This window comes from Myceligenerans xiligouense, from assembly GCF_003814695.1.
Classification (GTDB): Bacteria; Actinomycetota; Actinomycetes; order Actinomycetales; family Cellulomonadaceae; genus Myceligenerans; species Myceligenerans xiligouense.
The window spans coordinates 1,481,732-1,508,354 of the sequence record NZ_RKQZ01000001.1 but is presented as its reverse complement, the minus strand read 5'-3'; the positions used below and the strand labels follow the sequence as shown (position 1 = coordinate 1,508,354).

23 protein-coding genes and 2 tRNA genes are annotated in these 26,623 nt (G+C 71.9%); 16 read left to right on the top strand and 9 right to left on the bottom strand.

Features of this window, described 5'->3' with window-relative positions; genetic code table 11:
• The first annotated feature begins 103 nt into the window (after positions 1-103).
• The 5 genes from EDD34_RS06500 (at position 104) to mtnN (ending at position 4,668) form a co-directional block, all read left to right on the top strand.
• Entirely contained in the window at positions 104-835 is a 732-nt protein-coding gene (locus EDD34_RS06500) for a zinc ribbon domain-containing protein (RefSeq protein WP_123813838.1), read from the top strand.
• Positions 835-1,569, top strand: a complete 735-nt coding sequence (locus EDD34_RS06495) for a histidine phosphatase family protein (protein ID WP_123813837.1) — start codon at positions 835-837, stop codon at positions 1,567-1,569. The genes EDD34_RS06500 and EDD34_RS06495 overlap by 1 nt, the downstream gene beginning before the upstream one ends.
• 233 nt (positions 1,570-1,802) lie before the next feature.
• Complete coding sequence (locus tag EDD34_RS06490; protein WP_123813836.1) at positions 1,803-3,182, top strand: endo-1,4-beta-xylanase; 1,380 nt, start codon at positions 1,803-1,805, stop codon at positions 3,180-3,182.
• Positions 3,183-3,436: 254 nt separating this feature from the next.
• The gene (locus tag EDD34_RS06485; protein ID WP_123816367.1) at positions 3,437-3,889 is read left to right on the top strand and encodes an S-ribosylhomocysteine lyase; all 453 of its coding nucleotides are present in this window, start codon (positions 3,437-3,439) and stop codon (positions 3,887-3,889) included.
• Positions 3,886-4,668, top strand: a complete 783-nt coding sequence (gene mtnN / locus EDD34_RS06480) for a 5'-methylthioadenosine/S-adenosylhomocysteine nucleosidase (protein ID WP_246012218.1) — start codon at positions 3,886-3,888, stop codon at positions 4,666-4,668. Before EDD34_RS06485 ends, mtnN begins: the two co-directional genes overlap by 4 nt.
• 37 nt (positions 4,669-4,705) lie before the next feature.
• Here the strand turns inward: mtnN and EDD34_RS06475 are convergent, their stop codons facing one another.
• Together EDD34_RS06475 and aceE are read right to left on the bottom strand one after the other, a co-directional pair.
• Positions 4,706-6,562, bottom strand: coding sequence for a bifunctional 3'-5' exonuclease/DNA polymerase (locus tag EDD34_RS06475; RefSeq protein WP_211341675.1), 1,857 nt, complete (start codon positions 6,560-6,562; stop codon positions 4,706-4,708).
• Positions 6,563-6,708: 146 nt separating this feature from the next.
• Positions 6,709-9,471 carry a pyruvate dehydrogenase (acetyl-transferring), homodimeric type gene (aceE, locus tag EDD34_RS06470; RefSeq protein ID WP_123813834.1) on the bottom strand — a complete coding sequence of 921 codons (2,763 nt, stop codon included), beginning with the start codon at positions 9,469-9,471 and terminating at the stop codon, positions 6,709-6,711.
• A 495-nt stretch (positions 9,472-9,966) separates the two neighbouring features.
• Here aceE and EDD34_RS06465 point away from each other — a divergent pair, with 495 nt between their 5' ends.
• The 3 genes from EDD34_RS06465 (at position 9,967) to EDD34_RS06455 (ending at position 10,992) form a co-directional block, all read left to right on the top strand.
• On the top strand, positions 9,967-10,374 hold the full coding sequence (locus EDD34_RS06465; protein ID WP_123813833.1) for a DUF3052 domain-containing protein: 408 nt from the start codon (positions 9,967-9,969) through the stop codon (positions 10,372-10,374).
• Entirely contained in the window at positions 10,374-10,862 is a 489-nt protein-coding gene (locus EDD34_RS06460; RefSeq protein ID WP_123813832.1) for a peroxiredoxin, read from the top strand. Before EDD34_RS06465 ends, EDD34_RS06460 begins: the two co-directional genes overlap by 1 nt.
• A 57-nt stretch (positions 10,863-10,919) precedes the next feature.
• Positions 10,920-10,992: transfer RNA gene (locus EDD34_RS06455), tRNA-Val, on the top strand.
• 134 nt (positions 10,993-11,126) lie between these two features.
• Here the strand turns inward: EDD34_RS06455 and EDD34_RS06450 are convergent.
• Both EDD34_RS06450 and EDD34_RS20855 read right to left on the bottom strand, forming a co-directional pair.
• Positions 11,127-11,624, bottom strand: coding sequence for a MarR family winged helix-turn-helix transcriptional regulator (locus EDD34_RS06450; protein ID WP_123813831.1), 498 nt, complete (start codon positions 11,622-11,624; stop codon positions 11,127-11,129).
• A gap of 98 nt (positions 11,625-11,722) precedes the next feature.
• Positions 11,723-12,439 (bottom strand): nuclear transport factor 2 family protein, encoded by a 717-nt coding sequence (locus tag EDD34_RS20855; protein ID WP_211341508.1) that lies wholly within the window; start codon positions 12,437-12,439, stop codon positions 11,723-11,725.
• A 557-nt stretch (positions 12,440-12,996) separates the two neighbouring features.
• Here EDD34_RS20855 and EDD34_RS06435 point away from each other — a divergent pair.
• Positions 12,997-13,314: an antibiotic biosynthesis monooxygenase gene (locus tag EDD34_RS06435; protein WP_123813830.1), complete on the top strand. Its 318-nt coding sequence runs from the start codon at positions 12,997-12,999 to the stop codon at positions 13,312-13,314.
• A gap of 36 nt (positions 13,315-13,350) precedes the next feature.
• Here the strand turns inward: EDD34_RS06435 and EDD34_RS06430 are convergent, their stop codons facing one another.
• The gene (locus tag EDD34_RS06430) at positions 13,351-13,893 is read right to left on the bottom strand and encodes a GNAT family N-acetyltransferase (protein WP_123813829.1); all 543 of its coding nucleotides are present in this window, start codon (positions 13,891-13,893) and stop codon (positions 13,351-13,353) included.
• A gap of 210 nt (positions 13,894-14,103) precedes the next feature.
• On the opposite strand from EDD34_RS06430, the gene EDD34_RS06425 reads away from it, so the two are divergent.
• Positions 14,104-17,412, top strand: coding sequence for a LamG-like jellyroll fold domain-containing protein (locus EDD34_RS06425; protein ID WP_123813828.1), 3,309 nt, complete (start codon positions 14,104-14,106; stop codon positions 17,410-17,412).
• Positions 17,413-17,509: 97 nt separating this feature from the next.
• On the opposite strand, the gene EDD34_RS06420 is transcribed toward EDD34_RS06425, so the two are convergent.
• The gene (locus EDD34_RS06420; RefSeq protein ID WP_123813827.1) at positions 17,510-18,211 is read right to left on the bottom strand and encodes a hypothetical protein; all 702 of its coding nucleotides are present in this window, start codon (positions 18,209-18,211) and stop codon (positions 17,510-17,512) included.
• A gap of 250 nt (positions 18,212-18,461) precedes the next feature.
• On the opposite strand from EDD34_RS06420, the gene EDD34_RS06415 reads away from it, so the two are divergent.
• The 5 genes from EDD34_RS06415 (at position 18,462) to EDD34_RS06395 (ending at position 23,461) form a co-directional block, all read left to right on the top strand.
• Positions 18,462-19,589 (top strand): PucR family transcriptional regulator, encoded by a 1,128-nt coding sequence (locus EDD34_RS06415; RefSeq protein WP_246012641.1) that lies wholly within the window; start codon positions 18,462-18,464, stop codon positions 19,587-19,589.
• A gap of 107 nt (positions 19,590-19,696) precedes the next feature.
• Positions 19,697-20,689 carry an ACP S-malonyltransferase gene (locus EDD34_RS06410; RefSeq protein WP_123813825.1) on the top strand — a complete coding sequence of 331 codons (993 nt, stop codon included), beginning with the start codon at positions 19,697-19,699 and terminating at the stop codon, positions 20,687-20,689.
• Positions 20,686-21,687: a beta-ketoacyl-ACP synthase III gene (locus tag EDD34_RS06405; protein WP_123813824.1), complete on the top strand. Its 1,002-nt coding sequence runs from the start codon at positions 20,686-20,688 to the stop codon at positions 21,685-21,687. The genes EDD34_RS06410 and EDD34_RS06405 overlap by 4 nt, the downstream gene beginning before the upstream one ends.
• A gap of 99 nt (positions 21,688-21,786) precedes the next feature.
• Entirely contained in the window at positions 21,787-22,035 is a 249-nt protein-coding gene (locus EDD34_RS06400) for an acyl carrier protein (protein WP_123813823.1), read from the top strand.
• A gap of 181 nt (positions 22,036-22,216) precedes the next feature.
• Complete coding sequence (locus EDD34_RS06395; protein WP_123813822.1) at positions 22,217-23,461, top strand: beta-ketoacyl-[acyl-carrier-protein] synthase family protein; 1,245 nt, start codon at positions 22,217-22,219, stop codon at positions 23,459-23,461.
• Between the two features lie 55 nt (positions 23,462-23,516).
• On the opposite strand, the gene EDD34_RS06390 is transcribed toward EDD34_RS06395, so the two are convergent.
• From EDD34_RS06390 to EDD34_RS06380, 3 genes are all read right to left on the bottom strand, one after another.
• Positions 23,517-24,014 carry a DUF3145 domain-containing protein gene (locus EDD34_RS06390; RefSeq protein ID WP_123813821.1) on the bottom strand — a complete coding sequence of 166 codons (498 nt, stop codon included), beginning with the start codon at positions 24,012-24,014 and terminating at the stop codon, positions 23,517-23,519.
• Positions 24,015-24,301: 287 nt separating this feature from the next.
• A complete protein-coding gene (gene def / locus EDD34_RS06385) occupies positions 24,302-24,787 on the bottom strand; it encodes a peptide deformylase (protein WP_123813820.1) in 486 nt (161 codons plus the stop codon).
• Between the two features lie 217 nt (positions 24,788-25,004).
• The gene (locus tag EDD34_RS06380; RefSeq protein ID WP_123813819.1) at positions 25,005-26,240 is read right to left on the bottom strand and encodes an RtcB family protein; all 1,236 of its coding nucleotides are present in this window, start codon (positions 26,238-26,240) and stop codon (positions 25,005-25,007) included.
• A 177-nt stretch (positions 26,241-26,417) separates the two neighbouring features.
• Between EDD34_RS06380 and EDD34_RS06375 the strand changes: the two genes are divergently transcribed.
• Positions 26,418-26,491: transfer RNA gene (locus EDD34_RS06375), tRNA-Ile, on the top strand.
• The last annotated feature ends 132 nt before the right edge of the window (positions 26,492-26,623 follow it).

Below are 26,623 nucleotides of genomic sequence, written 5' to 3'. Positions count from 1 at the left end.
CCGGACACCGCCGCGAAGCCCGTGCCGGGCGGTGCCGCGGCGCCATACCACCCCACCCGCGCGGCCTCGCGACCAGCCCACCCCCGCGAGAGGACTCCCGCTCATGGCCTCAGCTCCCCCCGACCACCAGCGCAGGCTCCTGGAGGTCCAGGCCCTGGACACGCGCCTGCAGCAGCTCGCGCACGCCCGGCGCAACCACCCCGCGCTGGCCCGGATCGCCGAGCTGGAGGGACAGATCAAGGATCTGAACAACTCGCTGGTCGAGTCGCGGACGGCGGTCGCCGACCTGAAGCGGGAGCTGACCAAGGCGGAGGCCGACGTCGAGCAGGTGCGCGCCCGCTCCGCGCGCGACCAGCAGCGGCTGGACACCGGCTCCGTCGGGGCCAAGGACGCCGTCGCCCTCACCGACGAGATCGCCGCGCTCGCCAGGCGCCAGGGCGCCCTCGAGGAGATCGAGCTCGACGTCATGGAACGCCTCGAGGCGCACGAGGAGGCACTCACCAAGGTCACCGCCGCCCACGACGCGCTCGCCGCGGACCGTGACGCCGCGGGCGCCGACCGCGACTCCGGCTGGGCCGACATCGACGCGGAGGCCAGGGCGGTCACCGCCGAGCGCAACACGCTGGCGGAGCAGATCGACGCCGGGCTGATCACGATGTACGACCGTATCCGCGCCCACCAGGGCGGGCTCGGCGCCGCGGCGCTTCGCGAGGGTCGCTGCGAGGGCTGCCGTCTCGAACTCAACCCCGGTGACCTGGCCGCCGCGCGGTCCGCCGCTCCCGAGCAGGTCGTGACGTGCGAGGAGTGCGGCCGGATCCTCGTGCGGGAGGTGTGATGGCGGCGACCGACCCGCTCGCGCACGCACCCGGCTACGACACCCACGTCCGCCCGCCCGGCTCGGTGAGCCGGTTCGACGGCGCCCTGCCGCTCACCGCCATCCTGGTGCGGCACGGTGTGACACCGATGACCGAGGCGGGCGCCTACTCGGGGTCCGACGTGCCGGGCCCTTCCCTCTCCACGAAGGGCCAGGCGCAGGCCGCGCAGGCGGCGGACGCCGTGTTCCGGATCGGGCGCGACAGCCGCGGGCTCTGGCCCGACGTGCCCCGCCCGGCCGCGGTGGTCGCCTCCCCGATGGTCCGCACCCAGGAGACAGCGGGCGCCGTCGGGCGTCGGCTCGGGTTGCCGGTCACCGTGGAGGAGCAGTTCGCCGAATGCCGGTTCGGCGACTGGGAAGGGCTCACGGCCGCGCAGATCGAGGCCGACTGGCCCGGCGAGCTGCACCTGTGGCACACCACGGGCACGTTCGTGCCGCCGCGCGGCGAGTCGTACGCGCAGGTGGGCGCGCGCGTGTGGGACGGGATGCAGGCGCTGGTCGACGGCGGCGTGGGGCGCACGGTGGTCGTCGTCGGGCACGCGGCGCAGATCCGGACGGCCGTGGGACAGGCGATGGGCGCGCCCGCCTCGCACTGGTCGCGGATCCGCATCCCGCCGGCGTCGCTGTCCGTGCTGCGGCTCTGGGCCGACGGTGCCAGCGAGATCACGACCGTCGGGTTCCCGACCGACGCGTGAGGGCCGGCCGGGTTCCCGATCAGCGGGCGCGGGCGCGCCGCGACCCCGGCTCGTGACGGTCGTCGCCGCGGCGACCGTCGCGAGCGGCCCGCCGCGCGCCCCTTCCGGACGCCCGGCGCCGAACCCGCATCGTGACCGCTAAGCGTTTAGTACCCTCGCATCGATAACGTTTTCGATCCATCCTCGTGCTACGGCCGCGCCATGCGGCCGTGTCACTCGACGAGGAGGACGAGATGAATCACCGCAGCGCGCCGCCACGGCGCCGGGCCGCCTGGGTGGCGGGAGCCGTCGCGGTCGCGACAGCACTCGCCGGTGGTGTCGCGATGTCGACATCCGCGCAGGCAGCCGGCGACACGCTCCAGGAGGCGGCAGCCGACCGTGGCCTCTACTTCGGCACGGCGATCACCGGGTCCAAGCTCACGGACTCGACGTACGAGACCATCGCCAACCGCGAGTTCGACATGATCACGGCCGAGAACGCGATGAAGCTGGACGCCACGGAGCCGCAGCAGGGCCAGTTCGACTTCTCCCGGGGCGACCGGATCGCCAACTGGGCGACCCAGAACGGCAAGCAGCTGCGCGGCCACACCCTCGCGTGGCACTCGCAGCAGCCGGGCTGGATGCAGAACATGGAAGGCTCCCAGCTTCGCCAGGCGATGCTCAACCATGTCACGCAGGTGGCGACGCACTACCGCGGCCAGATCCACTCCTGGGACGTGGTCAACGAGGCCTTCGAGGACGGCGGCACCGGTGCCCGTCGCAACTCCAACCTCCAGCGCACCGGCAACGACTGGATCGAGGCCGCGTTCTACGCCGCCCGCGAGGCGGACCCGAACGCGAAGCTCTGCTACAACGACTACAACATCGACAACTGGAGCTGGGCCAAGACCCAGGCCGCCTACAACCTGGTCGCCGACTTCAAGTCGCGCGGCGTGCCGATCGACTGCATCGGCCTCCAGTCCCACTTCAACCCGAACAGCCCCTACCCGGACAACTACCGCACGACGCTGCAGAGCTTCGCCGACCTGGGCGTGGACGTGCAGATCACCGAGCTCGACATCGAGGGCTCGGGCCAGCAGCAGGCCGACACCTACCGCCGGGTCGTGGAGGACTGCCTCGCGGTCTCGCGCTGCGACGGCATCACGGTGTGGGGCGTACGCGACACCGACTCGTGGCGTTCGCAGGGCACCCCGCTGCTGTTCGACGGGAACGGCAACAAGAAGGAGGCCTACCACGCCGTCCTCGACGAGCTCAACGACGGCAACACGCCGGATCCGACCGAGGACCCGACCGAGGACCCGACCGAAGACCCCACGGGCGACCCGACCCTTCCGCCCGGCGACTGCTCCGCGGATCTGACGATCGTCAACTCGTGGGGCGGCGGCTACCAGGGCGAGGTCACGGTCACCGCGGGCTCGTCGGCGATCAGCGGCTGGTCCGTGGCGCTGGCTGGTGGCATCGACGTCAACCAGCTCTGGAACGGCACGCTCTCGGGTTCGACCGTCACCAACGTGTCGTGGAACGGCAACCTCGGCTCGGGCCAGAGCACCTCGTTCGGATTCATCGGCAACGGCTCGCCGCCCTCCGCCGGATCGCTGGCCTGCGGCAGCTGACCGCCGGGCACGTTCCTGTTCCTGTCACCGATCCTCGTGCCGCGGCCGCCGGCCCCTGATGCCCCGGGGGCCGGCGGCCGCGGCGGGGATCCCCGTTGCTGAGAACGGCATGGCCGTCGAGTGAGACCGTTTCGCTCGGCGGCCGTGCCGCGCTCGGCGACGGCGGGCCCGACGACGGCGAGCCGCGGCAGTCCGGGAGACGCCACCTGGCCCGCGACCCGTAGGCTGGTTCCGTGACCGAGCAGCAGCCCCGCATGAACGTCGAGTCGTTCAACCTGGACCACCGAGCCGTCGCCGCGCCGTACGTGCGCCTGGCCGACCGCAAGGAACTTCCCGCCGGCGACGTCATCGTCAAGTACGACGTCCGCTTCGCCCAGCCCAACACCGCCCACCTGGAGATGCCGGTGGTGCACTCGCTGGAGCACCTGTTCGCGGAGAAGTCGCGCAACCACTCCGACCGGGTCCTCGACTTCTCCCCCATGGGCTGCCAGACCGGCTTCTACCTGATGCTCTCCGGAGACCCGGCCGAGGAGGACGTCCTCGACCTGGTCGAGGCCACCCTCACCGACATCACGGACGCCACCGAGGTGCCCGCCGCCAACGAGGTGCAGTGCGGCTGGGGCGCGAACCACACCCTGACCGGCGCCCAGGACGCCGCCCGCGCGTTCCTCGCCGAGCGCGCGCGGTGGACGCAGGTCTTCGCGTGACGGGCACGGCCGGCGGCGGCGCGGTCGACGCCGTCGTCATCGTCGCCATGCCCGACGAGGCGGCGCCGTTCCTCGATCTCGCGGGCGTCCCGCGCGGCAACACCCCGGAGGCCGGTACGAGGTCCGACGACGACGCCGGGCTCGACATGTCCGGCGCACCCGCGCCCGGGGCGCGCATGGTCGGCGCCGCCGAGCACCGGGTCATCGCGCTGGGCGGGCGCAGCATCGCCCTGGTGCGCAGCGGCATCGGGTTCGTGAACGCCTCGGACGCCGCCGTGGGCGCACTCCTGAGTTACGGCGTGGTCCCGGTGATCAGCGCGGGAAGCGCCGGTGGCCTCGCACGGTCCATCGCGGTCGGCGACGTCGTCGTCGGGCGGACGTACGTGAACACGGGCGCGGACGCCACCGCGTTCGGGTACCGGCTCGGGCAGCTTCCCGGGATGCCGGCCGTCTACGCGGCCGATCACGGGCTGCTCGAAGCCGCCGAGACCGCCGTCGGGCACGAGCAGAAGGTGCTCGTGGGAACGATCGGATCGTCCGAGAAGTTCGTCACCTCCGATCCCGCCCGTGCCCTGCGGGAGACGTTCGACCAGGTCCTGGCGGTGGACATGGAGTCGGCCGCGATCGCGCAGGCGTGCCACAACCACGGCGCGCCGTTCGTCTCGGTCCGGGCCGTCTCCGACCTCTGCGCCCCGGACGGCTCGGAGTTCCTCACGCACGTCGACGACGCGGCGCTGCGCTCGGCCCGGGTGGTCGAGGCGACGCTCAAGCACCTCTGACACCGCCGGGGCCCACGTGGCGCCGGGCCGGGCGGGCTCAGTCCTTGGCGTCGGCGTAGCTGTCCACGACGGCGACACTGAGCGGGAACGTGACCGGGAAGTCGGCGAACAGGAGCCGGCCCGCCTCGTCCGCCGCCGCCCGGACCTCACGCGCCGCCGCGTCGGCGAGGGCGGCCGGCGTGTGCACCACCACCTCGTCGTGCAGGAAGTACACCAGATGCGGCCGTCGCGCGAAGGGCTCGGGGGCACCGCGTCCGCCGGGATCGGGCGTGCCCGGCACCTCGCCGAGCGCCCACAGCCGGCGGCGGATCGACGCGATCCAGCACAGCGCCCACTCGGCGGCGGTGCCCTGCACCACGAAGTTTCGCGTGAAGCGGCCCCAGGCGCGCGTCTGCGACCGGGCGCGGCGTCCGGCCTCGGCGTCGTCCTCCGGGTCGGCGGCGAAGGCACGCGCCTGGGCGTCCGCCCACTCGCTGCCCGGCGGCGGCGAACTGCGCCCCAGCCACGTCGTCACCGTCTCACCCCGCTCCCCCGCCCGGGCGGCGCGCTCCACCAGGTCGATCGCGCGCGGGAACGCCTTCGCCAGCCGCGGCATGACCTGGGCCGACACGCCGGTCGTGCCGCCGTACATCGCCCCCAGCATCCCGAGCTTGGCCTGCTGTCGGGTCTCGACCACACCGGCCGCCACCATCCCCGCGTACATGTCGACGGCGTCGCCGGCCCCGCCGCCCGCTCCACCCGGCCCGTGGCCCGCGGCCGCCATCCGTTCGTCGTGCGCCAACCCGGCAAGCACCCGCGGTTCGAGCTGGGCCGCATCGGCGACGACGAACGTCCACCCCGGATCCGCCACCACCGCCCGCCGCACGCTGTGCGGGAGCTGGAGCGCCCCGCCGCCCGTGCTCGCCCAGCGTCCCGTCACGACACCGCCCACCACGTATTCCATGCGGAAGCGGCCGTCGGGCGCCCACGTGTCGAGCCAGGCCCAGCCGTTCGCCGTGTAGAGGCGGTAGAGCGACTTGTACTCCAGAAGCGGCGCGATCACCGGATGGTCGAGCTTCTCCAGCTCCCACTTGCGCAGGCTCCGCGCGCCCACCCCCGCGTACTCCATGGCCCGCAGCAGGTCGGGGTGCGAGTCGGGGTTGAGGGTGTGCGGCGCGTCCAGCGCCGCGCGGATGCGCTCCACCAGCGCCTCGAGCTTCGCCGGCCGCACACCGGGGCGGGGGCGCGGGCCGAGCGCCTCGGTGAGGATCGCATCGTGCAGGTCGGCGCGCCAGGGCAGGCCCGCGTGATGCATCTCGGCGGCGGCCAGCGCACCCGCGGACTCGGCCGCGACGAGCAGCCGCAACCGGCCGGCGTCGGTGCTCGACGCGATCGCGTCGAGCTGGGCGGCCAGCTCGGGGACGGGGTCCAGACCGCCGCCCGTGCCCGACGGCGGCGGCGCGCCCAGGACATCACCCGCCCCCGGACGAGAGTCGCCCGGCTCACGCGCGGACACGGCATCCGGTCCGCTCGCGGGGACAGCACCCGTGCCAGGCGCGGGCGTACCGGCCAGGGCGTCGAGGTCGAAGAGGGTGTCCGGGACCGGACCCGGGGACGCTCCACCGGCCTGGGGCGGCGGCGTCGGCGGCAGGCCGTCCCACGGGCCGCGCGGTGCGGTGGCCAGCTCCGTGTCTGCTGCCAGGGCGGAGTGCCGGAGGATCGCGTGCGCGAGCCGCAGGTCGTGGGCGCGCTCGACGCGGACGCCGTCGGCCAGCAGCCTCGGGTACCAGCGGTTGGTGTCGTCCCAGGTCCAGCGTGGTGGGGCGGTGGGGGCGCCGTCGTCGTCCACGGCCTCACCCGGTTCGGGCAGCCGCGCGACGGCGGCACGCGGGCCGTCTGCCCGGGACAGGATCATTCGCACGGACCCGATTCTGCCCGGACACACTGACATCGCCCGGCCGGCTGCCGAGCAGTCGGCAGGACGGTGGGCAGCCGGACCGGCCCACAGACGCGAACGGCGGGGGCGGCGCCCCAGGCACCACCCCCGCCGTCAGACCGGACTCAGCTCTCGCCGCCCGCGCTCCCTGACGTGCCCGCGTTCACGTCGAGCAGGCGGTACTTCTCCACCGCCTTCGCGACGACGTCGGCCGGTACCTCTCCCCGGCGCGCCAGCACCTGCAGCGTCTTGACCACCATCGACGGCCCGTCGATGAGGAAGTACCGCCGCGCCGCCGCACGCGTGTCCGAGAACCCGAAGCCGTCCGCGCCGAGCACGGCGTAGTCCCCGGGCACCCAGGCGCGGATCTGGTCGGGCACCATGTGGTCGTAGTCGCTCGTCGCGATGAACGGCCCCGACACACCCTGCAGCTTCTGCGTGACGTACGGCACGCGCTGCTCCGAGGCCGGGTCCACGAAGGCGGCCTGCTCGGCGTCCAGCGCGTCGCGCCGCAGCTCCGTCCAGCTCGTCACGGACCAGACATCGGCGTGCACGCCCCAGTCCTCGCGCAGGAGCTCCGCCGCCTCCAGCGCCCACGGGACACCCACGCCCGAGGCGAGCAGCTGAGCGCGCGGCCCGTCGCCGTCGGCCTCCAGGATGCGGTGGATGCCGCGCTTGATGCCTTCGACGTCGACGTTCTCCGGCTCGACGGGCTGCACCATCGGCTCGTTGTACACCGTGAGGTAGTACATGACGTCCTGGTCGCGACCGTCCGCGCCGACCCCGTTCTCGCCCGGGCCGTACATGCGCTCGATCCCGTCGCGCACGATGTGGCGGATCTCGTAGCCGTAGGCCGGGTCGTACTGCACGATGGCGCGGTTGGTGGCGGCGATGATCGGGCTGTGGCCGTCGGCGTGCTGCAGGCCCTCACCGGTCAGGGTGGTGCGGCCTGCCGTGGCACCGATGATGAAGCCGCGGGTGAGCTGGTCGCCCGCCGCCCAGAACTGGTCACCGGTGCGCTGGAACCCGAACATCGAGTAGAAGATGTAGATCGGGATCAGCGGCTCGCCGTGCGTCGCGTACGAGGTGCCCACCGACTGGAACGCGGCGGCCGAGCCCGCCTCGTTGATGCCGGTGTGCATGATCTGCCCGGACTCGGACTCCTTGTAGCTCAGCATGAGCTCGCGGTCCACGGCCAGGTAGTTCTGGCCCAGCGTGTTGAAGATCTTCGCGCTCGGGAAGATCGAGTCGAGACCGAACGTCCGCGCCTCGTCCGGAATGATCGGCACGATCCGCTCGCCGAAGCCCTTGACCTTGAACAGGTCCTTGAGCATCCGGACGAACGCCATGGTCGAGGCGACCTGCTGCGTGCCCGATCCCTTCGCCAGCAGCGCGTAGGACTTGTCCTCCGGCAGCGTGAGCTGCGTCTTCGGCGTCGAACGGCGCTCCGGCACGAACCCGCCGAGCTGGCGCCGGCGCTCCAGCATGTACTCGATCTCCGGCGAGTCCATGCCCGGGTGGTAGTACGGCGCGTCGTACGGGTCGGTGAGCTCGTCGTCCGTGATCGGGATGTTGAGCGAGTCGCGCAGCGTCTTGAGCTCGTCCGTCTTGAGCTTCTTCATCTGGTGCGTCGCGTTGCGCCCGGCGAAGCCGGAGCCCAGGCCGTAGCCCTTGACGGTGTGCGCCAGGATGATCGTCGGCTGCCCGGTGTGCGCGCGGGCCGCGGAGTACGCCGCGTAGATCTTGCGGTAGTCGTGGCCGCCGCGCTTGAGGTTCCAGATGTCGTCGTCGGTCATGTTCGCGACGAGCGCCTTGGTGCGCGGGTCGCGACCGAAGAAGTGCTCCCGGATGAACGCGCCGGACTCGGCGCGGTACGTCTGGTAGTCGCCGTCGGGCGTGGCGTTCATCAGGTTGACCAGGGCGCGGTCCTTGTCCGCCTGGAGCAGGGCATCCCACTCGCGGCCCCAGACGACCTTGATGACGTTCCAGCCGGCACCCCGGAACTGGGCCTCCAGCTCCTGGATGATCTTGCCGTTGCCGCGCACGGGCCCGTCGAGGCGCTGCAGGTTGCAGTTCACCACGAACGTGAGGTTGTCGAGCTGCTGCTGGGCCGCGAGCTGGATCATGCCGCGGCTCTCGGGCTCGTCCATCTCACCGTCGCCGAGGAACGCCCACACGTCCTGCTGGCTGGTGTCCTTGATCCCGCGGTTGTGCAGGTACTTGTTGGTCCACGCCTGGTAGATCGCCGACGCCGGGCCCAGGCCCATCGACACCGTGGGGTACTCCCAGAAGTCCGGCATGAGCCGCGGGTGCGGGTAGGACGGCAGGCCGCCACCCTCGTGCGACTTCTCCTGGCGGAACCCGTCGAGCTGGTCCGCGCTGAGGCGACCCTCCAGGAAGCCGCGGGCATACACGCCCGGCGAGGCGTGCCCCTGGAAGTAGACCTGGTCACCGCCGCCCGGGTGGTCCTTGCCGCGGAAGAAGTGGTTCAGGCCCACCTCGTACAGCGTCGCCACCGAGGCGTACGAGGAGATGTGACCGCCCACCGACAGGCCCTCGCGCTGCGCGCGGGTCACCATGACGGCCGCGTTCCAGCGGATGAAGGAGCGGTAGCGCCGCTCCATCGCCTCGTCGCCCGGGAAGTAGGGCTCCTCGTGGATACCGATCGTGTTGACGTACGGCGTCGCCGTCGTCGCGGGGATGTGCACGTTGCGCTCGCGAGCCCGCCGCAGCAGGTTGAGCATGACGTACCGGGCCCGCGGGCCGCCCTTGTCGTCGATCAGTCCGTCGAACGACTCGACCCACTCGGAGGTTTCCCCGGGGTCGATGTCCGGCACAGCGCTGAGCAGACCGTTGATCAGCGGTCCGGTCTCGTCAAACGAAGCCACCAGCAACCTCTCCGTCGTCGGCACGACCGGTCGGCCGTGCTTCTCTCGTCCTGCGCAGTTGGGGACGATGCGCCGCGATCCGCGACGCCCGCCCGCACACAGGTGGTCACAGCCATTCTGACCCCTTCCAGCGTGCGCTCACACCATAGGACGGTCAAGAAGCTCAGCGGGATGCGTGATCTGCGTTACTTCGCGTCGACTTTCCGCGGAGGAGACCCGAGACTGAGACGGAGTATCGCTTTACTGATACCGGGTACGGATTTGGCGGTTCGTGGACGACGGCGGCCGTGGTGGCGCCGGTCATGCCTCCGACGCACGGAGCCGGTGCCGCCTGCCCGCCTTCCCGGGCCTCCCCGCCGGAACTGGACGCAACGGTCCGGTATCTCTGGCGCGCCCCGTGCAGCGCGGCACCTCCGAGTGCACTACCTTTGCCACGAAGGACGCCTGGTCACCACGCGGCCCAGGATCGTGAGATGAAAGGAATGCAGAACCAAAGTGAGCGCGGACACCCAGGGTGCGGACCGACTCGGATTCAAGGCCGACCAAGTGGTTCAGGAGTTCGGCTGGGGCGACGACGTCGATGACGACGTGCGCACCGACATCGAGAAGATCACCGGCAACGAGCTCGAGGACGAGGACTACGGCGACGTCACCGACGGCGTGATCCTCTGGTGGCGAGACGGCGACGGAGACCTGACCGACGCCATGGTCGACGTCACCACGCTGCTCGACGACGGCGGCCTCATCTGGATCTTCACGCCGAAGGCCGGACGCGACGGGCACACCACACCCGGAGAGATCCAGGAGGCGGCGAACACCGCGGGCCTGCAGACGACGAACACCTTCACCGTGGCCGCGGAGTGGTCGGCCACGAGACTCTCCTTCCGGGGCCGCGGCCACTGATGACCGCCCTCGAGCCCGCCGCCGTCGCCGCACGGACCGTCGGTCCCGGGGACCCGGCACCCGACTTCACGCTGCCCGACACGCACGGGACGCCCGTGCACCTGGCCGACCTGCGCGGTCAGGCGACCCTCGTGGTCTTCTACCCGTTCGCCTTCTCCGGTCTCTGCACCAGTGAGCTGTGTGAGCTGCGGGACAACATCGAGGACTTCGAGACCGTCGGCGTGCGACTGCTCGCGGTCTCGAGCGACCCCGTGTTCGCGCTCAAGGCGTGGCAGGAGGCCGAGGGCTTCGGCTTCGACCTGCTGAGCGACTTCTGGCCGCACGGCGCGGTCGCGCGGGCGTTCGGCGTGTTCGACGAGGAGTCCGGGCACGCCCTGCGCGGCTCGTTCCTCGTCGACGCCGACGGGATCGTGCGCTGGAGCGTGCTCAGCCCGCGTGGCCGGCAGCGCGACCTCGAGGGCTACCGCCAGGCGCTGGCGGAGATCTGACGTGACGAAGGGCGCGGCCCGGCTGCCAGGACGGGTATTCTGGGCTGCGCTGTTCCGGGGCCTGTAGCTCAGCTGGTAGAGCACTACGTTTACACCGTAATGGTCGGGGGTTCGAGTCCCTCCGGGCCCACCCTGTGATGACGCGGGACATCCTCGGCCGTCGCTTCGCGGTCTTCTGGGTTGCTGACGCCAGTAGATCGGCGGCCGGCGACAAGACGCCGGACCGCTTGCCTGAACGGTGTCACGGGTGCGCCCAAGTCGTGGCTACTCCGTCCGGCCGCATCTGGACCCGTCGGGCCGATCGCTCTCCAGAGTCGTGATGATGCGCGCACTGAGGTCACCGAGTGCAACGGTGCCGAGGTCTCCGAGGTTGCTGAAGAGCGGGTCGCGCAGCTCTCGGCGCTGGCCGCGCAGCACGCGGTCGACCAGGTGGCGTCCGTCGTCGGTCAGCGTTGCCTCGGACGCCCGGCGCCCACCCACCGTGGGCCGGCGCGTGACGAGACCCAGGCCTTCGAGAGCGGTCAGGGCGTGGCTGATGCGGCTCTGGGAGAAGCGAAGAGAGTCGGCCAGGTTCTTCAGCCCCAGTGTCTGGTCTTCGGCAGCGGCGAGCAGGACGAGCAGCTTGAAATGACCGTGAGAGACCCCGCCGTCGCGTTGCGCCTGCTTTTCGAGTGCGGTCTCGAGGAGGTGCATCGCGAGGACGAGGTCGTGCCATACGGCGGCCCTCTCACTGACTTCGGAGGGATGGGCCTGCGCGTGCACGTCGTGCTCGCCGTTGGATCGTGGTGTCACTGTCCCATCCTCTCGCTGCTTGCGGGAAGGGCGACTGTGCCAGTCCGCCCCTCCCGCAAGAGTGCATGTCACACCATGGGGCGGCCGCTTGCCGTGGACTCGGCCGGGGTGAGTTCCTGGACGACGTCCCAGTGCTCGACGATGCGTCCGTTCTCCAGCCGGTAGATGTCGACGATCACCACCGGTCCGGGCGCCCAGCCGTGGACGAGGCTGTGGGTGAACACGAGGTCGCCCTGGGCCGCGATGCGCTGCGGCTCCCAGGAGAATCCGGCGAGGCCGGGCACGGCGGCGCGCAGCGTGTCCAGTCCGTCGGGCATCTGCGGGCTGTGCTGCACGTACGGCTCGGCCCAGTAGCGGTCGAGTGCGGTCAGGTCCTTCTCGGCGAACAGCTCGCGCATCGCGGTGAGCACGATCTCCGTGTTGCGTGCGGCTTGGTCGCCCACGGTCACGTTGCTCTCGGTCGTGGCGTCGGTACTCACCTCCGTGATGGTCCCGACGAAGTTGTACAGAGTGCCGTCGACCGTGACGTTGGAGTAGAGCGTCGCGTTCGCGAAGTCCTCCACGTGCGTCACCGTCGCGCCGCTGGCCTCGGTCCAGGAGTTCAGGAAGACGCCGTCGCGGATCTCCTTGAGGTGCAGGGCCACCGTTTCGGCATGGCCGTCCGGTGCCAGCCCGCCGCCCTCCTCCACGACGAAGCTGCCCTGCGTCGGCGACTCGAAGGTGAACCGCACCTTCAGCAGGCCGAGGTCGAACTTGTAGGTCTTGCCGATCAACTGCGTGGTCATGTCATGCCTTCCTTCTGACGCCGGTAGAGGCCGGCGAATATGTTGAACTCTCAAGTCGGCTGCCGTCATTCATCGTTGGCGTGAGGCCTCACCGCCTGGGCGGAGGCAACACTGAGCTGAACGGCGTTGACGCAGGGGCCTTGCGCCCAAGGTCCGCGACGTTCAGGGTGACGGCGCCCATGGCCGCGCTGGCCCCGAGGGGTGAATCTGTGCTCATGATCCCCTCAACTGACTTGAACGCTCAACCATTCCCGGGGTACGGCCGCGCTCCGCCGCTTGGCGGCACGAGATCGTCTGCTGCTAGGCGGCATCCGCTGGGGAGCACACGGCGAACCAGCGTTGCCAACGCCGACCGGATGCTTGAGAATCGCCCGGCAAGGTCTACCCTGTGTCGGATCTTCACACCCCGCGACGTCGGCAGGTTCACATCTGGCCCCTGCCGTTGTGCCGCGCCGTGGGCCGATCCGCCCCGCCAATGTCTTGCGGGCGGGCGTCGCGCCCACGTGAGGCCGCTGCCGACCGGGACTGTTCCGCCTTCTGCCGCGAGGGAGCGCCACATGATCGTCCGAGTCTCCGAGGCCTCGGTCCGTGCCGACCGGGTCGAAGAGTTCCTCCAGACCCTCCGGGACCTCGTCGCGGGTTTTCCCGCGGCCCATGACGGGCTGCTGGGTCACGAGATCCTCGTCGACCGGGCGGAGGGCACACGCGTGCAGTACGTCAGCCGCTGGCGCGACGAGTCGGCGCTGCGGGGCTTCGCGGGTGAGGGTTGGGCGGACAGCCCGGTGACGTTCCCCGGCGAGGACGCCTATCTGACGGGGCCGCTGCACCTGCGGCACTTCCTCGTCGACGACGCACCGGCCGCCGAAACCCCGTAGCTCCCCCGCACGCGCCGTCGCTGCCCGGACGCCCGCTCAGTCGCGCAGGATCAGCTGGTACAGCACATGGTCCCGCCATTCGCCGGCGATGTGCAGGTACCGCGGGGCGTAGCCGAAACGCTCGAAACCAGCCCGCGTGAGCACCGTCTGCGACGCCCTGTTGTAGGGGAGTGTCCCCGCCTGCAGCCGGTGCAGACGCAGCCCGTCACGGGCGTGGTCCACGAGTGACCGCACCGCGAGCGTCATGAGGCCCCGCCCGGTGAGTCCCGCGTCGATCCAGTAGCCGAGGTTCCCGCTCTGGAACGCACCGTGGACGATGTCCGCGAGGTTGAGCCTGCCCACGACGGCGTCGCCGGACGCCAGCACGAGGAACACGCCTTTTCCCCCGGCCGCCTGCTCCAGCTGGAGATCGACGACGCGCTTCTGCGCCGCCTCGGTGAAGAAGTCGTCCGGCCGCGCCGGCTCCCACTGCTCCAGGTGCGCGCGGTTGCGCGCGTAGGCGTCGGCGAGCGCCCCGGCGTCGTCGATGGTGAGGTCGCGCAGGACGACGTCGTGGGTCAGGGCTGCGGCGAAGGGCATGCGACCGATCCTAGAGAATCACCCGGCGGTCGCCCACGACGGCACGGCCAGGGCCGCTGTCGGGTGAAATCAGACGCCGGCCAGCTACTTCACCCGCTACTTCACCCGGAAGCGGCTTCTGTCGGCCTTTGCCCGGCACTACCCTCGGGAGCACATCCACTCACGTGCGCGGTGAAGCCCGCACGGCCCTTCGAAGGCGGAGTACGAACCATGCGCGTTCCCGGCACCGATTCCCCCACTCCCCGGTCCCTCCGCCACCCCGCGGCCCTCGTGGCCGCCGGCGCGACCGCCGCGGTGCTGACGGCGAGCCTGGTGACGGCCCCTGCCTCGGCCGCCCCGGCGACCGGTCACGTGGCCGCGTCCGCGGCGGGGGCGATGGCGGCCCCGGCCGAGGCGTCCGCCGACCTGCCGGCGACCGTGAGCAGCGACCCGCTCCCCACCGTGCAGATCGACGGCGTCGCCTGGACCCAGGTGGTCGTCGGCGACACCGTGTACGTGGGTGGGAGCTTCAGTTCCGCACGCCCGGCCGGGGCGGCGCCGGGCACGGACGAGGTGCCGCGCGGCAACCTCCTCGCCTACGACCTCGCCACGGGAGAGCTCGACCCCACGTGGTCGCCGACGGTGAACGGCGAGGTGAAGGGCCTCGCCCTGTCCCCGGACGGGAGCGTGCTGTACGCCGTGGGCCCGTTCACCTCGGTCGACGGTGTCACCCGGTACCGCTCGGCCGCGTTCGACACGGCCACCGGCTCGCTCACCTCGTTCCGGCCGGCGGTCAACGGCCCGGTGTACGCCGTGGCGACCTCGGGCGACGACGTCTTCCTGGGCGGCGCCTTCTCCAGCGTGAACAACACCGCTCGCGCCCGGGTCGCGGCGGTGGACGCCGCGACCGGCGCGACGACGCGCCCGTTCGCGGCGGCGGTCGGCAACCGTTCGGTGCAGGCGCTCACGGCCGCGCCCGACGGCGGCTCGGTGGTGATCGGCGGCAACTTCACCTCGGTGGACGGGTCCTCGGACCCCGGCTACGGGCTGGCCCGGCTGGACGCCGCCACGGGCGACATGCTTCCCCTTCCCGTCAACGATGTGGTCCGCAACGCCGGTGACAAGTCGGCGGTCCTGGCTCTGGCCTCGGACGACGACCACTTCTACGGGACCGGCTACCACTACGGGGGCGGCGGCACCGTCGAGGGGTCGTTCGCGGCGTCGTGGGACACGGGCGAGCTGGTCTGGATCGAGGACTGCCACGGCGACACCTACTCCATCTTCCCCTTCCGGGGGGCGGCCTATCAGGCCAGCCACAAGCACTACTGCGGCAACAGCGGCGGCTTCCCGGAGACGAGCCCTCGCTCCTACTACCGCGGGACCGCCGTCACACTGACGGTCGAGGGGACGAACACCGCCGACATCTTCGGCTATCCCGATCACCCCGGGACGCCCCGGCCCGAGTTCCTGAACTGGTACCCGGACTTCTCGATCGGCACCTACACGGGGCTGGAGCAGGGTCCGTGGCACGTGACCGCGAGCGGTGACTACGTGCTGTACGGCGGCGAGTTCCTCCGCGTGAACAATCAGCCCCAGCAGGGCCTGGTCCGGTTCGCCGTGCGCGACGTGGCGCCCAACGCCGACGGCCCGCGCCTCGGCGGCGCGTCGTTCCCGCTGAGCGTCTCGTCGCCCGCGGGCGGGGTCGTCCGGCTGACCTGGCCGGGCAACCACGACCGCGACGACAGGACCCTGACCTACTCGGTCTACCGCGACACGTCGTCCGCCCCTCCGGTCGCCGTGGTGGACGCCACCGCGAGCTTCTGGGAGACGGAGGATCTCACCGCCCTCGACGTGGAGGCCGCACCGGGATCGACCCACCGCTACGCGGTCGTGGCGCGCGACCCGTGGGGCAACACCGCCTGGTCCGACTGGGTGGAGACCACCGTCGCGGACGGCGAGCCGCTCGGCGACTACGCGCGGGACGTCCTGCTCGACGGCGCCACCCACTACTGGCGCATGGGCGGCACCTCCGGCCCGGTCACCGACCTCGCGGGCGCCGCCGATCTCACCGCCGGGACCGATGTCACGTTCGGCACGGCCGGAGCGCTCGCCGTCGACACCGACACGGCCGTCACCACCGACGGCACGATCGACTCCCGCTCGTGGACCACCGGCACGGCACGACCCGGGCCGCAGACGTTCAGCGTCGAGACGTGGTTCCGCACCACCACCCCGGGCGGCAAGCTCATCGGCTTCGGTGACCGGGGCAGCAGGTCGACGTCGGCCGAATACGACCGGCACCTCTACGTCGACGCCGCCGGCAAGCTCGTTCTCGGCGTCCACCCCGGCGCCGTCCGCACCGTCGCCTCGCCGACCGCGGTGACGGACGGCGCGTGGCATCACGCGGCCGGCACGCTCGGCCCGGACGGGCTGCGCCTCTACCTCGACGGCGAACTCGTCGCCTCCGACCCGGACACCACGGGCGCGGACACGTTCAGCGGCTTCTGGCGGGTCGGCGGGGACAACCTCGACGGATGGTCGCCGTCGTCCCCGAACCGGAACTTCACCGGAGAGATCGACGAGGTCGCCGTCTACGGGCACGTGCTGACGCCCGAGCAGGTCTCGCTGCACCACGTCGTCGGGCTGACGGGCGAGGGCCCGAACCAGCCGCCCGTCGCCGAGGCCACGCTCACCGCGGAGCACCTCACCCTCACCGCGGACGCGGGCGCGAGCACCGACCCGGACGGCGAGATCGTGTCCTACGCCTGGGACCTGGGGGACGGCGCCACCGCCGACGGGCCGGCGGCCGAGCACACGTACGCGGAGGCGGGGACGTACGAGGTGACCGTGACGGTCACCGACGACGACGGAGCACAGGACACCTACACCCAGGACGTCACGGCGACCGACCCGCCGCCGCCGGACCCGGCGCTCGCCCGCGACACGTTCACGCGCACGGTCACGGGCGGCTGGGGTGCGGCAGAGACCGGCGGCGCGTGGACCCTCGGGGGTTCCGCCTCCCGCTTCGCCGTCGACGGCAGCGCCGGGACGCTCTCGATGGCCGGCGGGCTGACGCTGTCCGCGCGGCTCGGTGACGTCTCCGCGACCGCCACCGACGTCACGGTGCGCACCTGGGCCCAGGAGACGCCGTCGGGCAACAGCTATCTGACGGTGCAGGGGCGGCGCGTCGGGGGCGACCACCTGGGCGGGCGGCTCAAGATCTTCCCGGACGGGCACGTCGACCTGCACACGGTGCGGAACGGCACGCCCCTGGCGGGCGGGACCGTCACGGGGCTGGCGTTCGCCGCGGGTGATCCGCTGCTCGTGCGCGTCCAGGTGACCGGTACGTCTCCGGCGACGATCCGGGCCCGGGCCTGGGCCGAGGGCAGCCCGGAGCCGACGACGTGGCAGGCGGTCTCCACCGACACCACCGCGTCGCTGCAGGAGGCCGGCTCCGTGGGCCTGGCCCTCTACACGGGCGGCTCGACGACGTCGGCCTGGGGGTTCGACGACCTGGTCGTCATGGAGACGGTGGACTGACCGGCCCGCCGCCGGCACGCCCGGCCTGCCGGGCGTGCCGGGCGTACTGGTGGCAGCTCCGCAAGCGCTCCCACACCCACGGGACGGGCCGCATCGGTCAGGTACCGGCCGCGCGCCGCTCGCTCGCCGCGATCTCCTGCTCCAGCTCCGCCTTGAGCCTCGCCGCGGCGGGCCGGTCCGGGTGCATGTCCAGCGCCCGCAGGTGCTGCTTCGCCTCGAACGGCCGGTCCGCCTCGAGAGCGGCGCGGACCAGGTGCTGGCACACCTCGGGCGTGTGTTCCCGTACCCGCCAGTGCCCGACACCTAGTCCGAGCGCCTCCACCGGCATGCCCGCCCCGCGGAGGATCGCCAGCGCCTCGGCCAGCGCCCGGCCATCCGGGTCGCGCTCGGCCGCCGTCGTGAAGCGCCGCACGGCGCCCTCCGGGTCCTCGGCCAGCGACAGGCGGCCCAGCTCCAGCAGCGGGTACCAGCCGCGCGGGTTGCCGCCGATCTCCTCGGCGAGCGACCATACGGCCAGGTCGGCGGCCTGACTCCGCATCTCGGCGGCGGTGAGCTCGTCCTCGGTGTCGCGCAGCGGATCCTGCTCGCCGTGACCCTCGGCAGCATGCCGTCGGACCATGTCCGCGAGCGCGGTGAAGGCCTCGATGTTGTTGGGGTCGTCGGCGAGCTGAGCTCGCAGCGCGTCCTCGTGGATGGTGTCTCCTCGTCGTGGGGCCGACGGCGACGGGTGGCGGGCGCCGACACTGGATGCGGAGGTAGGCCTGTGGATGAGTCGGCGGAGCCGTTGCATCAGGGCCATACCCTCGACCCTACAGGGGACGGCCTTGCCCGGCCGCTGAAACGGTGGTGCCCCGGGTCGCCCCGAACCCTGAGCGAATAGTCCGTTTGTGGACTCCGCACAACTGGCCCCGTATTCTCGCTCCGTGCCTGCTTCGTCCAAGACCGCACCATCGACCGGCCCCGCGCCCCGACGCAGGACGAGCTCGGCGTCCGGCCGCAGGGCCGCTTCGGCGTCCGCCCGCGAGCACGAGGGGACCAACGGGGAGAACCTGCAGCGGGTCCGCGACGCGAGCGGCAAGCTGACCTCGGCCACGCTGCGCCGGCTCGACGACCAGCTGTCCTGGTACCGCGAGCTGCCCGCGGAGGACCGGTCCTACGTGGGTCTCGTCGCGCAGGCCGGCGTCAACGCGTTCATCACGTGGTTCGCCGAGCCGCATCGCCCGCCGCACGGCGTGGACAAGATGTTCTCCGCCGCTCCCCCCGAGCTGACACGGACCATCTCGTTGCAGCAGACGCTGCAGCTCGTGCGCTGCGGCGTGGACGTGGTGGAGGAGATGTCGGACCAGATCGCCGCCCCGGGTGGTGAGCGGGAGCTGCGCGAGGCCGTGCTGCGGTACTCGCGGGAGGTCGCGTTCTCGGCTGCCGAGATCTACGCCCGCGCCGCCGAGGTGCGGGGCGCGTGGGACGCCCGCCTGGAGGCGCTGGTCGTGGACGCGCTGGTGCGGGGTGACGGCAACGACGCGCTGCGCAGCCGGATGTCGGCCCTGGGCTGGAGCGGCAGGGGCGGCACGCTGGTCGTGGTCGGCACCACGAACCCCGGCCTGGACGAGGTGCGGGCCGCCGAGCTGCGCCGCGCGGCGCGGCGCAGCGCCGGGGACGCCCTGGTGGGGATCCACGGCGACCGTCTCGTGCTGGTGCTCGGGGGCGAGGGCGACCTGGTGGAGGCCGCGACCGGCCTGCTCGGCCGGTTCGGGCCCGGACCGGTGGTGATCGGCTCGGCGGTGTCCGGCCTGGACGACGCCGCCCGGTCCGCCCGCTCCGCCCTGGCCGGCATGGCGGCGGCGCCCGCCTGGCCGCAGGCCCCGCGCCCGGTGATGGCGGACGACCTGCTTCCCGAGCGCGTCCTGACCGGCGACGCGTCCGCCCGGCGCACGCTGGTGACCCAGGCGTTCACGCCCCTGGCGGAGGCCGGCGGCTCGGTGCTGGAGACGCTGTCGGCGTACCTGGGGACCGGGCGGTCCCTGGAGGCGGCCGCCCGCCGGCTGTACGTGCACCCCAACACGGTGCGCTACCGGCTGCGCAAGGTGTCGGAGATCACCGGCTGGGACCCGCTCGACGCGCGCGAGTCGTTCGTGCTGCAGGTCGCGCTCGCGCTCGGCCAGCTCGGCGAGCGATGACGCCGTCACCGGGACCACGGCTCTTGTAGATATCCCACAACCGCCTCCGAGAACCTTGGTACGCGTCGCGACGTCCCGGTTTGACATCGCGTTGGCAGAGTGGACGAGTGCTCGCCGTCGTCTGCCCTGGACAGGGCTCTCAGACCCCCGGGATGCTCAGCCCCTGGCTGGAGCTGCCCGGAGTTCCCGACCTGATCTCCGCCGCGTCGGAGGCCGCGGAGACCGATCTCGCCGCCCACGGCACGACGTCGGACGCGGACACGATCCGCGACACCGCCGTCGCGCAGCCGCTGATCGTCGCGTCCTCGCTGCTCGCCCTGCGCGTGATCCTGGACGGCCGCGCGGCGGACGCCGTCGTGGACGTGACGGCGGGACACTCCGTCGGTGAGCTCGCCGCCGCCGCGGTCGCCGGGGTCGTGTCCGACGCCGGAGCGGCCGGGCTGGTCTCGGTGCGTGCGCGCGCGATGGCGAAGGCCGCCGCGGCCTCGCCGTCGGGCATGAGCGCGGTGGTCGGCGGGAAGCCCGACGACGTGCTCGCCGAGATCGAGGCGGCCGGGCTGTGGCCGGCGAACGTCAACGGGGGCGGCCAGGTGGTCGCCGCGGGTGCGCTCGACGGACTCGCGAAGCTCGCGGACAACCCACCCGAGCGTGCCCGCGTGATCCCGCTGCAGGTGGCCGGCGCGTTCCACACGCCGTTCATGGACTCCGCCCGTGCCGAGTTCGAGCCGGTCGCGACCGGCTTCCCGGGCGCGGCCGACCCGGTGCTCCCCTTCCTGGCGGACCTCGACGGCACCGCCTACACCGGCGGGACGCACGGCCACGGCACCGCCTCCGACGTCCTGTCCAACCTCGCCGGTCAGGTCACCGCGCCGGTCCGGTGGGACCTGGTCATGGCGACGCTCGCCGCCCGCGGCGTGACGGCCCTGCTGGAGCTGGCGCCCGGCGGTGTCCTGACGGGCCTCGCGAAGCGCGGGCTCAAGGGCGTGGAGGCCGTCGCCGTGAAGTCGCCCGACGACGTCGACGCCGCCCGCGACCTGATCGCCCGCCACAGCACCGCCGCCGGCACCGCGCCTGCCGCCACGACCCCCGGAGCACGATGACCCTCCTGCAGCAGTCTCAGCCCACCCGGTACTCCCGCATCCTCGCCTTCGGCGCGGAGCGCGGCGAGAACGTCGTCACCAACGACGACATCGCCGGGCCCATCGACTCCTCCGACGAGTGGATCCAGCAGCGCACCGGCATCGTGACCCGCCGCCGCGCGGGCGCGGACCGCGACGTGCTCGACATGTCGGAGGCGGCGGCCCGCAAGGCGCTCGACGCCGCCGGCCTCACGGGCGCCGACATCGACACCGTGATCGTCTCGACGATCACGCACATGCACATGACGCCGTCGGCCGCCTCGATCCTCGCCGACCGGCTCGGCGCCACACCGGCCGCCGCGTTCGACATCTCGGCGGCGTGCGCCGGGTACACCTACGGCATCGGCCAGGCGGACGGCCTCGTGCGGGCCGGCCTCGCCCGGAACGTGCTCGTGATCGGCGCCGAGAAGCTGTCCGAGATCATCGACCCGACCGACCGCTCCATCTCGTTCCTGCTGGGCGACGGCGCCGGTGCGGCGATCATCGGACCCTCGGACACGCCCGGCATCGGCCCGACGGTGTGGGGCTCGGACGGTTCCAAGCACACCGCGATCCGGCAGACCCACTCGTGGCAGGAATGGCGCGAGGACTCCTCGCTCGGCTGGCCCACGCTCCGCCAGGACGGCCCCACCGTCTTCAAGTGGGCATCCTTCCAGATGGCACCCATCGCCGCGAAGGCCATCGCCGACGCCGGGGTCACCCCCGAGGACATCCAGGTGTTCGTGCCGCACCAGGCGAACATGCGTATCATCGACCAGCTCGTCAAGCAGCTGAAGCTGCCCGAGTCGGTCGTGGTCGCCCGTGACATCGCCGACACCGGCAACACCTCGGCCGCCTCGATCCCCCTGGCCACCGTGCGCCTCATGGAGGAGGGCAAGGCCCGATCCGGCGACATCGCCCTCCAGATCGGCTTCGGTGCCGGGCTCGTGTACGCCGCGCAGGTCATCGTCCTGCCGTAACCTTCGCTTCGTACCGCTCGCCCGGGGCAACCCGGAAGCGGGCGGTCACCGCAAGTCCCCCGGGAGCCTCGGCTCCCACCGAGAAGAAAAGGAAGCCCCATGGCCAACACCGAGCAGGAGATCCTCACGGGTCTCGCCGAGATCGTCGCCGAGGAGACCGGCCTCGACACTGCCGACGTCGCGCTGGAGAAGTCCTTCACCGACGACCTCGACATCGACTCGCTGTCGATGATGACCATCGTCACGCACGCCGAGGACAAGTTCGGTGTTCGCATCCCGGACGAGGAAGTCAAGAACCTCGCGACCGTCGGTGACGCCGTGAGCTACATCAAGACCGCCCAGGACTGATCCGAGGTCCCCGCAGCGGAAGCCGCGGGCTCCTGCCTCACCGGGCACGGGCCGACGCCCTGTCGTCATCCCCTGCCCACCCTGCCCGACGGCGGTCCGCCGGTCGCCCTTCGCGGCGACGCGGGCCGGACCGCCGTCGGACATCACCTTCCACCGCACCACCTACCCAGGAGCCAGACCCATGACCTCCGCACGCGACGTCGTCGTCACCGGCCTCGGCGCCACCACCCCGCTCGGCGGGGACGTGCCCTCCACCTGGGAGGCCGCTCTCGCCGGGAAGTCCGGTGCGCGCACCATGGACAACGACTGGGCCGAGCGCTACGAGATCCCCGTGAACTTCGCGGCGACCATCAAGGTCAAGCCGGAAGAGGTTCTCAAGCGGCCCGAGCTCAAGCGCATGGACCCGTCCGCGCAGTACGCCGTGATCGCCGCGCGCGAGGCGTGGAAGGACGCCGGAGAGCCCGAGGTCGCGGGCGAGCGGCTGGGGTCGGTCGTGTCGTCCGGGATCGGTGGCGTCTGGACGCTGCTCGACGGCTGGGACACGCTGCGCGAGCGCGGAGCCCGCCGCCTGCTGCCGATGACCGTCCCGATGCTCATGCCGAACTCGCCGACGGCGTTCGTGTCGCTCGACCTGGGCGCCAGGGCCGGCGCCCACGCGCTCGTGTCGGCCTGCGCCTCGGGGGCCGAGGCCATCGGGTACGGCGCCGAGATGATCCGGTCGGGCCGGGCCGACGTCGTCGTCGCCGGCGGTACCGAGGCGACGATCCACCCCATGCCGATCGCGGCCTTCGCCGCGTCCCGCACGCTGTCGCTGCGCAACGACGACCCGGAGGGCGCCTCCCGCCCGTACGACGCCGACCGGGACGGCTTCGTGGTCGGTGAGGGCGCGGCCGTGGTGGTGCTGGAGAGCGCCGAGCACGCGGCCGCCCGCGGCGCGCGGGTGTACGCGAGGATCGGCGGGGTCGGGCTGTCGTCCGACGCCTACCACATCACGTCGCCGGACCCGGACGGCACCGGGCAGGTCGCCGCGATGCGCGGGGCGCTGGAGGACGCCGGGGCAACGGGCGCCGACGTCGTGCACGTCAACGCCCACGCCACGTCCACCAAGGTGGGCGACCTCACCGAGACGGCGTCGATCCGCCGTCTGTTCGGGAGCGACGCGGACCACGTGCAGCTGTCGGCGACGAAGTCGATGACGGGGCACCTGCTCGGAGGCGCCGGCGCGCTCGAGACGGTGTTCACGGTGAAGGCGATCGCGGACCGCCTCGCCCCGCCCACCATCAACGTCGCGAACCCCGACCCGGAGCTGCAGGTGCCGCTGGTGCGGGACGAGCCGGCGAAGCTGCCGGGCGGCGACATCGCGGCGATCAACAACTCGTTCGGCTTCGGCGGGCACAACGTGGCGCTGCTGGTCCAGAACGCCTGACCGGCGGAGTGACCGCGCGAGAGCGCCCGGCGCATGCGCCGGGCGCTCTCGTTCGTCAGCCCACCTGGTGGAGCCAGCGGACCGGGGCGCCCGCGCCCGCCTGCCGGAAGGGCTCCAGCTCGTCGTCCCACGCCGCGCCCAGGGCGAGGTCGAGGGCCTCGCGCACCGCGCGCGGGTCGCCGTTCTCGAGCGCGGCCCGCACCCGGTCCTCGGGGATGACGATGTTGCCGTGGACATCCGTCATGGCATGGAAGATCCCGAGGTCGGGAGTGTGCGACCAGCGAGCGCCGTCGGCGCCCTGGCTCGGTTCCTCCGTCACCTCGTAGCGCAGGTGATCCCAGCCGCGCAGGGCGGACGCCAGTGTGGCGCCCGTCCCCTGCGGCCCCTGCCATGAGTATTCAGTTCTGTAGAGCCCGCGCCCCGCGGGTTGAGGTGTCCAGTCCATCGTGACCCTGAGGTCGAGAACACCGCCTGCCTGCCACTCGATGTGCGGACAGAGGGCACGGGGCGCAGAATGCACGAACAGCACGCCACGAACAATTCCACCGGCCATGTCTTCCTCCCTGGTCGAGGCACGTCTTCCCCTACGTCCTCACCGGGCGGTGGCGCTGTGGCCGAGCGTCATGCGTGGCGTCCTGGTGCACCGCTACGTCCGTTGCCCATCCTGCACGACTCCCCGGCCAGGTGCACGCGAAGTAGCGTGTTTACGGCGAGAAATTTCACCTTTCCAACAACTTTCGGCTCCACATTACCGCTTTACCGGACTTTTTGGACTAGTGTCCAAGTCGAGAACGGGGTGAATCCCCCGGTAGGGGTTTCGTTCATGCACCCCGGCGCCCGTCAGAGATGCGCGCGCAGTTCCCGCATGGCCTCCTTGCGGGCCTCCCGCTCGAGCCGGTCCAGGTAGAGCTTTCCGTCGAGGTGGTCGCACTCGTGCTGGAGACAGCGCGCCATCAGGCCCTCGCCCGAGACCTCCACCTCGTTGCCGTCCAGGTCCGTGCCCACCACGCGGGCGTAGTTCGCCCGGACGGTCGGGTACCAGAGGTTCGGGACGGACAGGCAGCCCTCGCCGCCGTCCTGCGTCTCCTCCCCCAGTTCGACGATGCTGGGGTTGAGCACGTAGCCGATCTCGCCCTCGATGTTCCACGAGAACGCCCGCAGACCGACCCCGATCTGGTTCGCGGCCAGGCCGGCGCGCCCCTCGGCGTCGACGGTCTCCACGAGGTCGGCCACGAGAGCGCGCACGCGATCGTCCACCTTCGTGATCCGGTCGCAGGGGGTCCGCAGGACGGGGTCGGGCATCACCCGGATCTCACGCATCGCCATGGACGCAGATTCTTCCACGTCACACCGACAGCCCGTTCACGCCCGGTGATCCCCCGCGCCCCGGTCACCTGCCCCGAGGCGCACGCCCGCCGCTACCAGGCGCCCGCACGAGCGCCGACCACGACCACGCCATTGCGGCGACCACGCCATTCCGCCCCGTGGAAGCGCAGCCACCCCACAGAATGGCGTGGTCGCCGACGGGTACGCGCCGGGTCCCTCAGCCCTTGACGCAGAGGATCGTGCGCAGCCGCGCGACGACCTCGACGAGGTCGGACTGCGCCTCGATCACGGCGTCCAGGTCCTTGTAGGCACCCGGGATCTCGTCCAGCACGCCGTGGTCCTTGCGGCACTCGACGCCGGCCGTCTGCTCGGCGAGATCGTCGAGCGTGAACTCCTTCTTCGCCCTGCTCCGGGACATCCTCCGGCCCGCGCCGTGCGACGCCGACCAGTAGGACCGCGGGTTCCCCAGGCCGCGCACCACGTAGGAGCCCGTACCCATGGAGCCCGGGATCAGGCCCAGGTCGCCCTGGCCGGCCCGGATGGCGCCCTTGCGGGTCACGATCAGCTCCGCGCCGTCGACCTGCTCGCGCGCCACGTAGTTGTGGTGCACGTTCACGCCCTCGTCGAACCGCAGGCCGCCGTCGGCGTCGAGCTCCGCGAACTCCTCGCGCACGGCCCGCACCGCGAGCGCCATCATCACGGCACGCGACCGGGCCGCGTAGTCCTGAGCCCACCAGAGATCGTTCAGGTAGGCGTCCATCTCGGGCGTGCCGGCGAGGAACACGGCGAGTTCCCGGTCGACGAGGCCGCGGTTGTGGTCGAGGTGCTTCGCGATGCCGACGTGCTGCTCGGCGAGCGTCTTGCCGATGTTCCGGGAACCCGAGTGGAGCTGCAGCCAGACACGGTCGTCCTGGTCGAGGCAGAGTTCGACGAAGTGGTTGCCGCCGCCCAGGGTTCCGAGCTGCTTCCGCGCCCGCGCCTCGAGCTGCCGCACCTTCGGGTGCAGCGACGCGAACCGGTCCCAGAACCTCTGCTCGCCCCGCAGCCGCTCGCGGCCGCCCGATCCGGCGACGGGGCGCAGGCGCCGCAGGTCGACGGGTTCGTCGTGGGCGTTGAAGCCCACCGGGATCGCCGCCTCGATCCGCGACCGCAGCCGCGCCAGGTCGTCGGGCAGGTCGCGCGCGGTGAGCGAGGTCCGCACCCCGATCATGCCGCAGCCGATGTCCACGCCGACGGCGTTCGGCGACACGGCGTCGCGCATGGCGATCACCGAGCCGACCGTCGCTCCCTTGCCCAGGTGGACGTCGGGCATGACGCGCACGCCCTCGACCCACGGCAGCGCCGAGATGTTGCGGAGCTGGTTCAGGGCGGCGTGGTCGACGTCGTGCTCGTGGGCCCACATGAGGGTCTCGGCCCGGGCGCCGGAGAGCGCGACCGGGAAGGGCGTGGACATGGTTCTCCTGCTTTCACGTTCGGGGGATTAGTACCGGGGCGGGGCGCCCCGGGCGGCGTGCCGCGCGACCGACCGTAGGGGTGCGAGACGCCTGGGCACCACGGATTTATCGGCTCCGCGAGGTAGGCTCCTCCTCGCGGCACCTGTCGGCCCGGAGGGCTGACGCGGTCGCCGCGCGCCCCGTTAGCTCAGTCGGTCAGAGCAGCGGACTCATAATCCGTCGGTCCTGGGTTCAAGTCCCAGACGGGGCACCGCGAGGGCCGGAAAATCCAGCGAACCACGAGTTCGCAGCGACGCCGTGAAGGGCGCTCTCCGGCCCCTCGAACCCGTCGCAGACACTGAGCGCGGTCTTGAGCGCGCATCTCACTTGACCATCTGGTCAC

Coding starts and splice junctions, on each gene's coding strand:
- EDD34_RS06500 (WP_123813838.1), top strand. CDS start 104: ATGGCCTCAGCTCCCCCCGACCACCAGCGCAGGCTCCTGGAGGTCCAG.
- EDD34_RS06495 (WP_123813837.1), top strand. CDS start 835: ATGGCGGCGACCGACCCGCTCGCGCACGCACCCGGCTACGACACCCAC.
- EDD34_RS06490 (WP_123813836.1), top strand. CDS start 1,803: ATGAATCACCGCAGCGCGCCGCCACGGCGCCGGGCCGCCTGGGTGGCG.
- EDD34_RS06485 (WP_123816367.1), top strand. CDS start 3,437: ATGAACGTCGAGTCGTTCAACCTGGACCACCGAGCCGTCGCCGCGCCG.
- EDD34_RS06475 (WP_211341675.1), bottom strand. CDS start 6,562: ATGATCCTGTCCCGGGCAGACGGCCCGCGTGCCGCCGTCGCGCGGCTG.
- EDD34_RS06460 (WP_123813832.1), top strand. CDS start 10,374: ATGACCGCCCTCGAGCCCGCCGCCGTCGCCGCACGGACCGTCGGTCCC.
- EDD34_RS20855 (WP_211341508.1), bottom strand. CDS start 12,439: ATGACCACGCAGTTGATCGGCAAGACCTACAAGTTCGACCTCGGCCTG.
- EDD34_RS06435 (WP_123813830.1), top strand. CDS start 12,997: ATGATCGTCCGAGTCTCCGAGGCCTCGGTCCGTGCCGACCGGGTCGAA.
- EDD34_RS06430 (WP_123813829.1), bottom strand. CDS start 13,893: ATGCCCTTCGCCGCAGCCCTGACCCACGACGTCGTCCTGCGCGACCTC.
- EDD34_RS06425 (WP_123813828.1), top strand. CDS start 14,104: ATGCGCGTTCCCGGCACCGATTCCCCCACTCCCCGGTCCCTCCGCCAC.
- EDD34_RS06420 (WP_123813827.1), bottom strand. CDS start 18,211: ATGGCCCTGATGCAACGGCTCCGCCGACTCATCCACAGGCCTACCTCC.
- EDD34_RS06405 (WP_123813824.1), top strand. CDS start 20,686: ATGACCCTCCTGCAGCAGTCTCAGCCCACCCGGTACTCCCGCATCCTC.
- EDD34_RS06400 (WP_123813823.1), top strand. CDS start 21,787: ATGGCCAACACCGAGCAGGAGATCCTCACGGGTCTCGCCGAGATCGTC.
- EDD34_RS06395 (WP_123813822.1), top strand. CDS start 22,217: ATGACCTCCGCACGCGACGTCGTCGTCACCGGCCTCGGCGCCACCACC.
- EDD34_RS06390 (WP_123813821.1), bottom strand. CDS start 24,014: ATGGCCGGTGGAATTGTTCGTGGCGTGCTGTTCGTGCATTCTGCGCCC.
- def (WP_123813820.1), bottom strand. CDS start 24,787: ATGGCGATGCGTGAGATCCGGGTGATGCCCGACCCCGTCCTGCGGACC.
- EDD34_RS06380 (WP_123813819.1), bottom strand. CDS start 26,240: ATGTCCACGCCCTTCCCGGTCGCGCTCTCCGGCGCCCGGGCCGAGACC.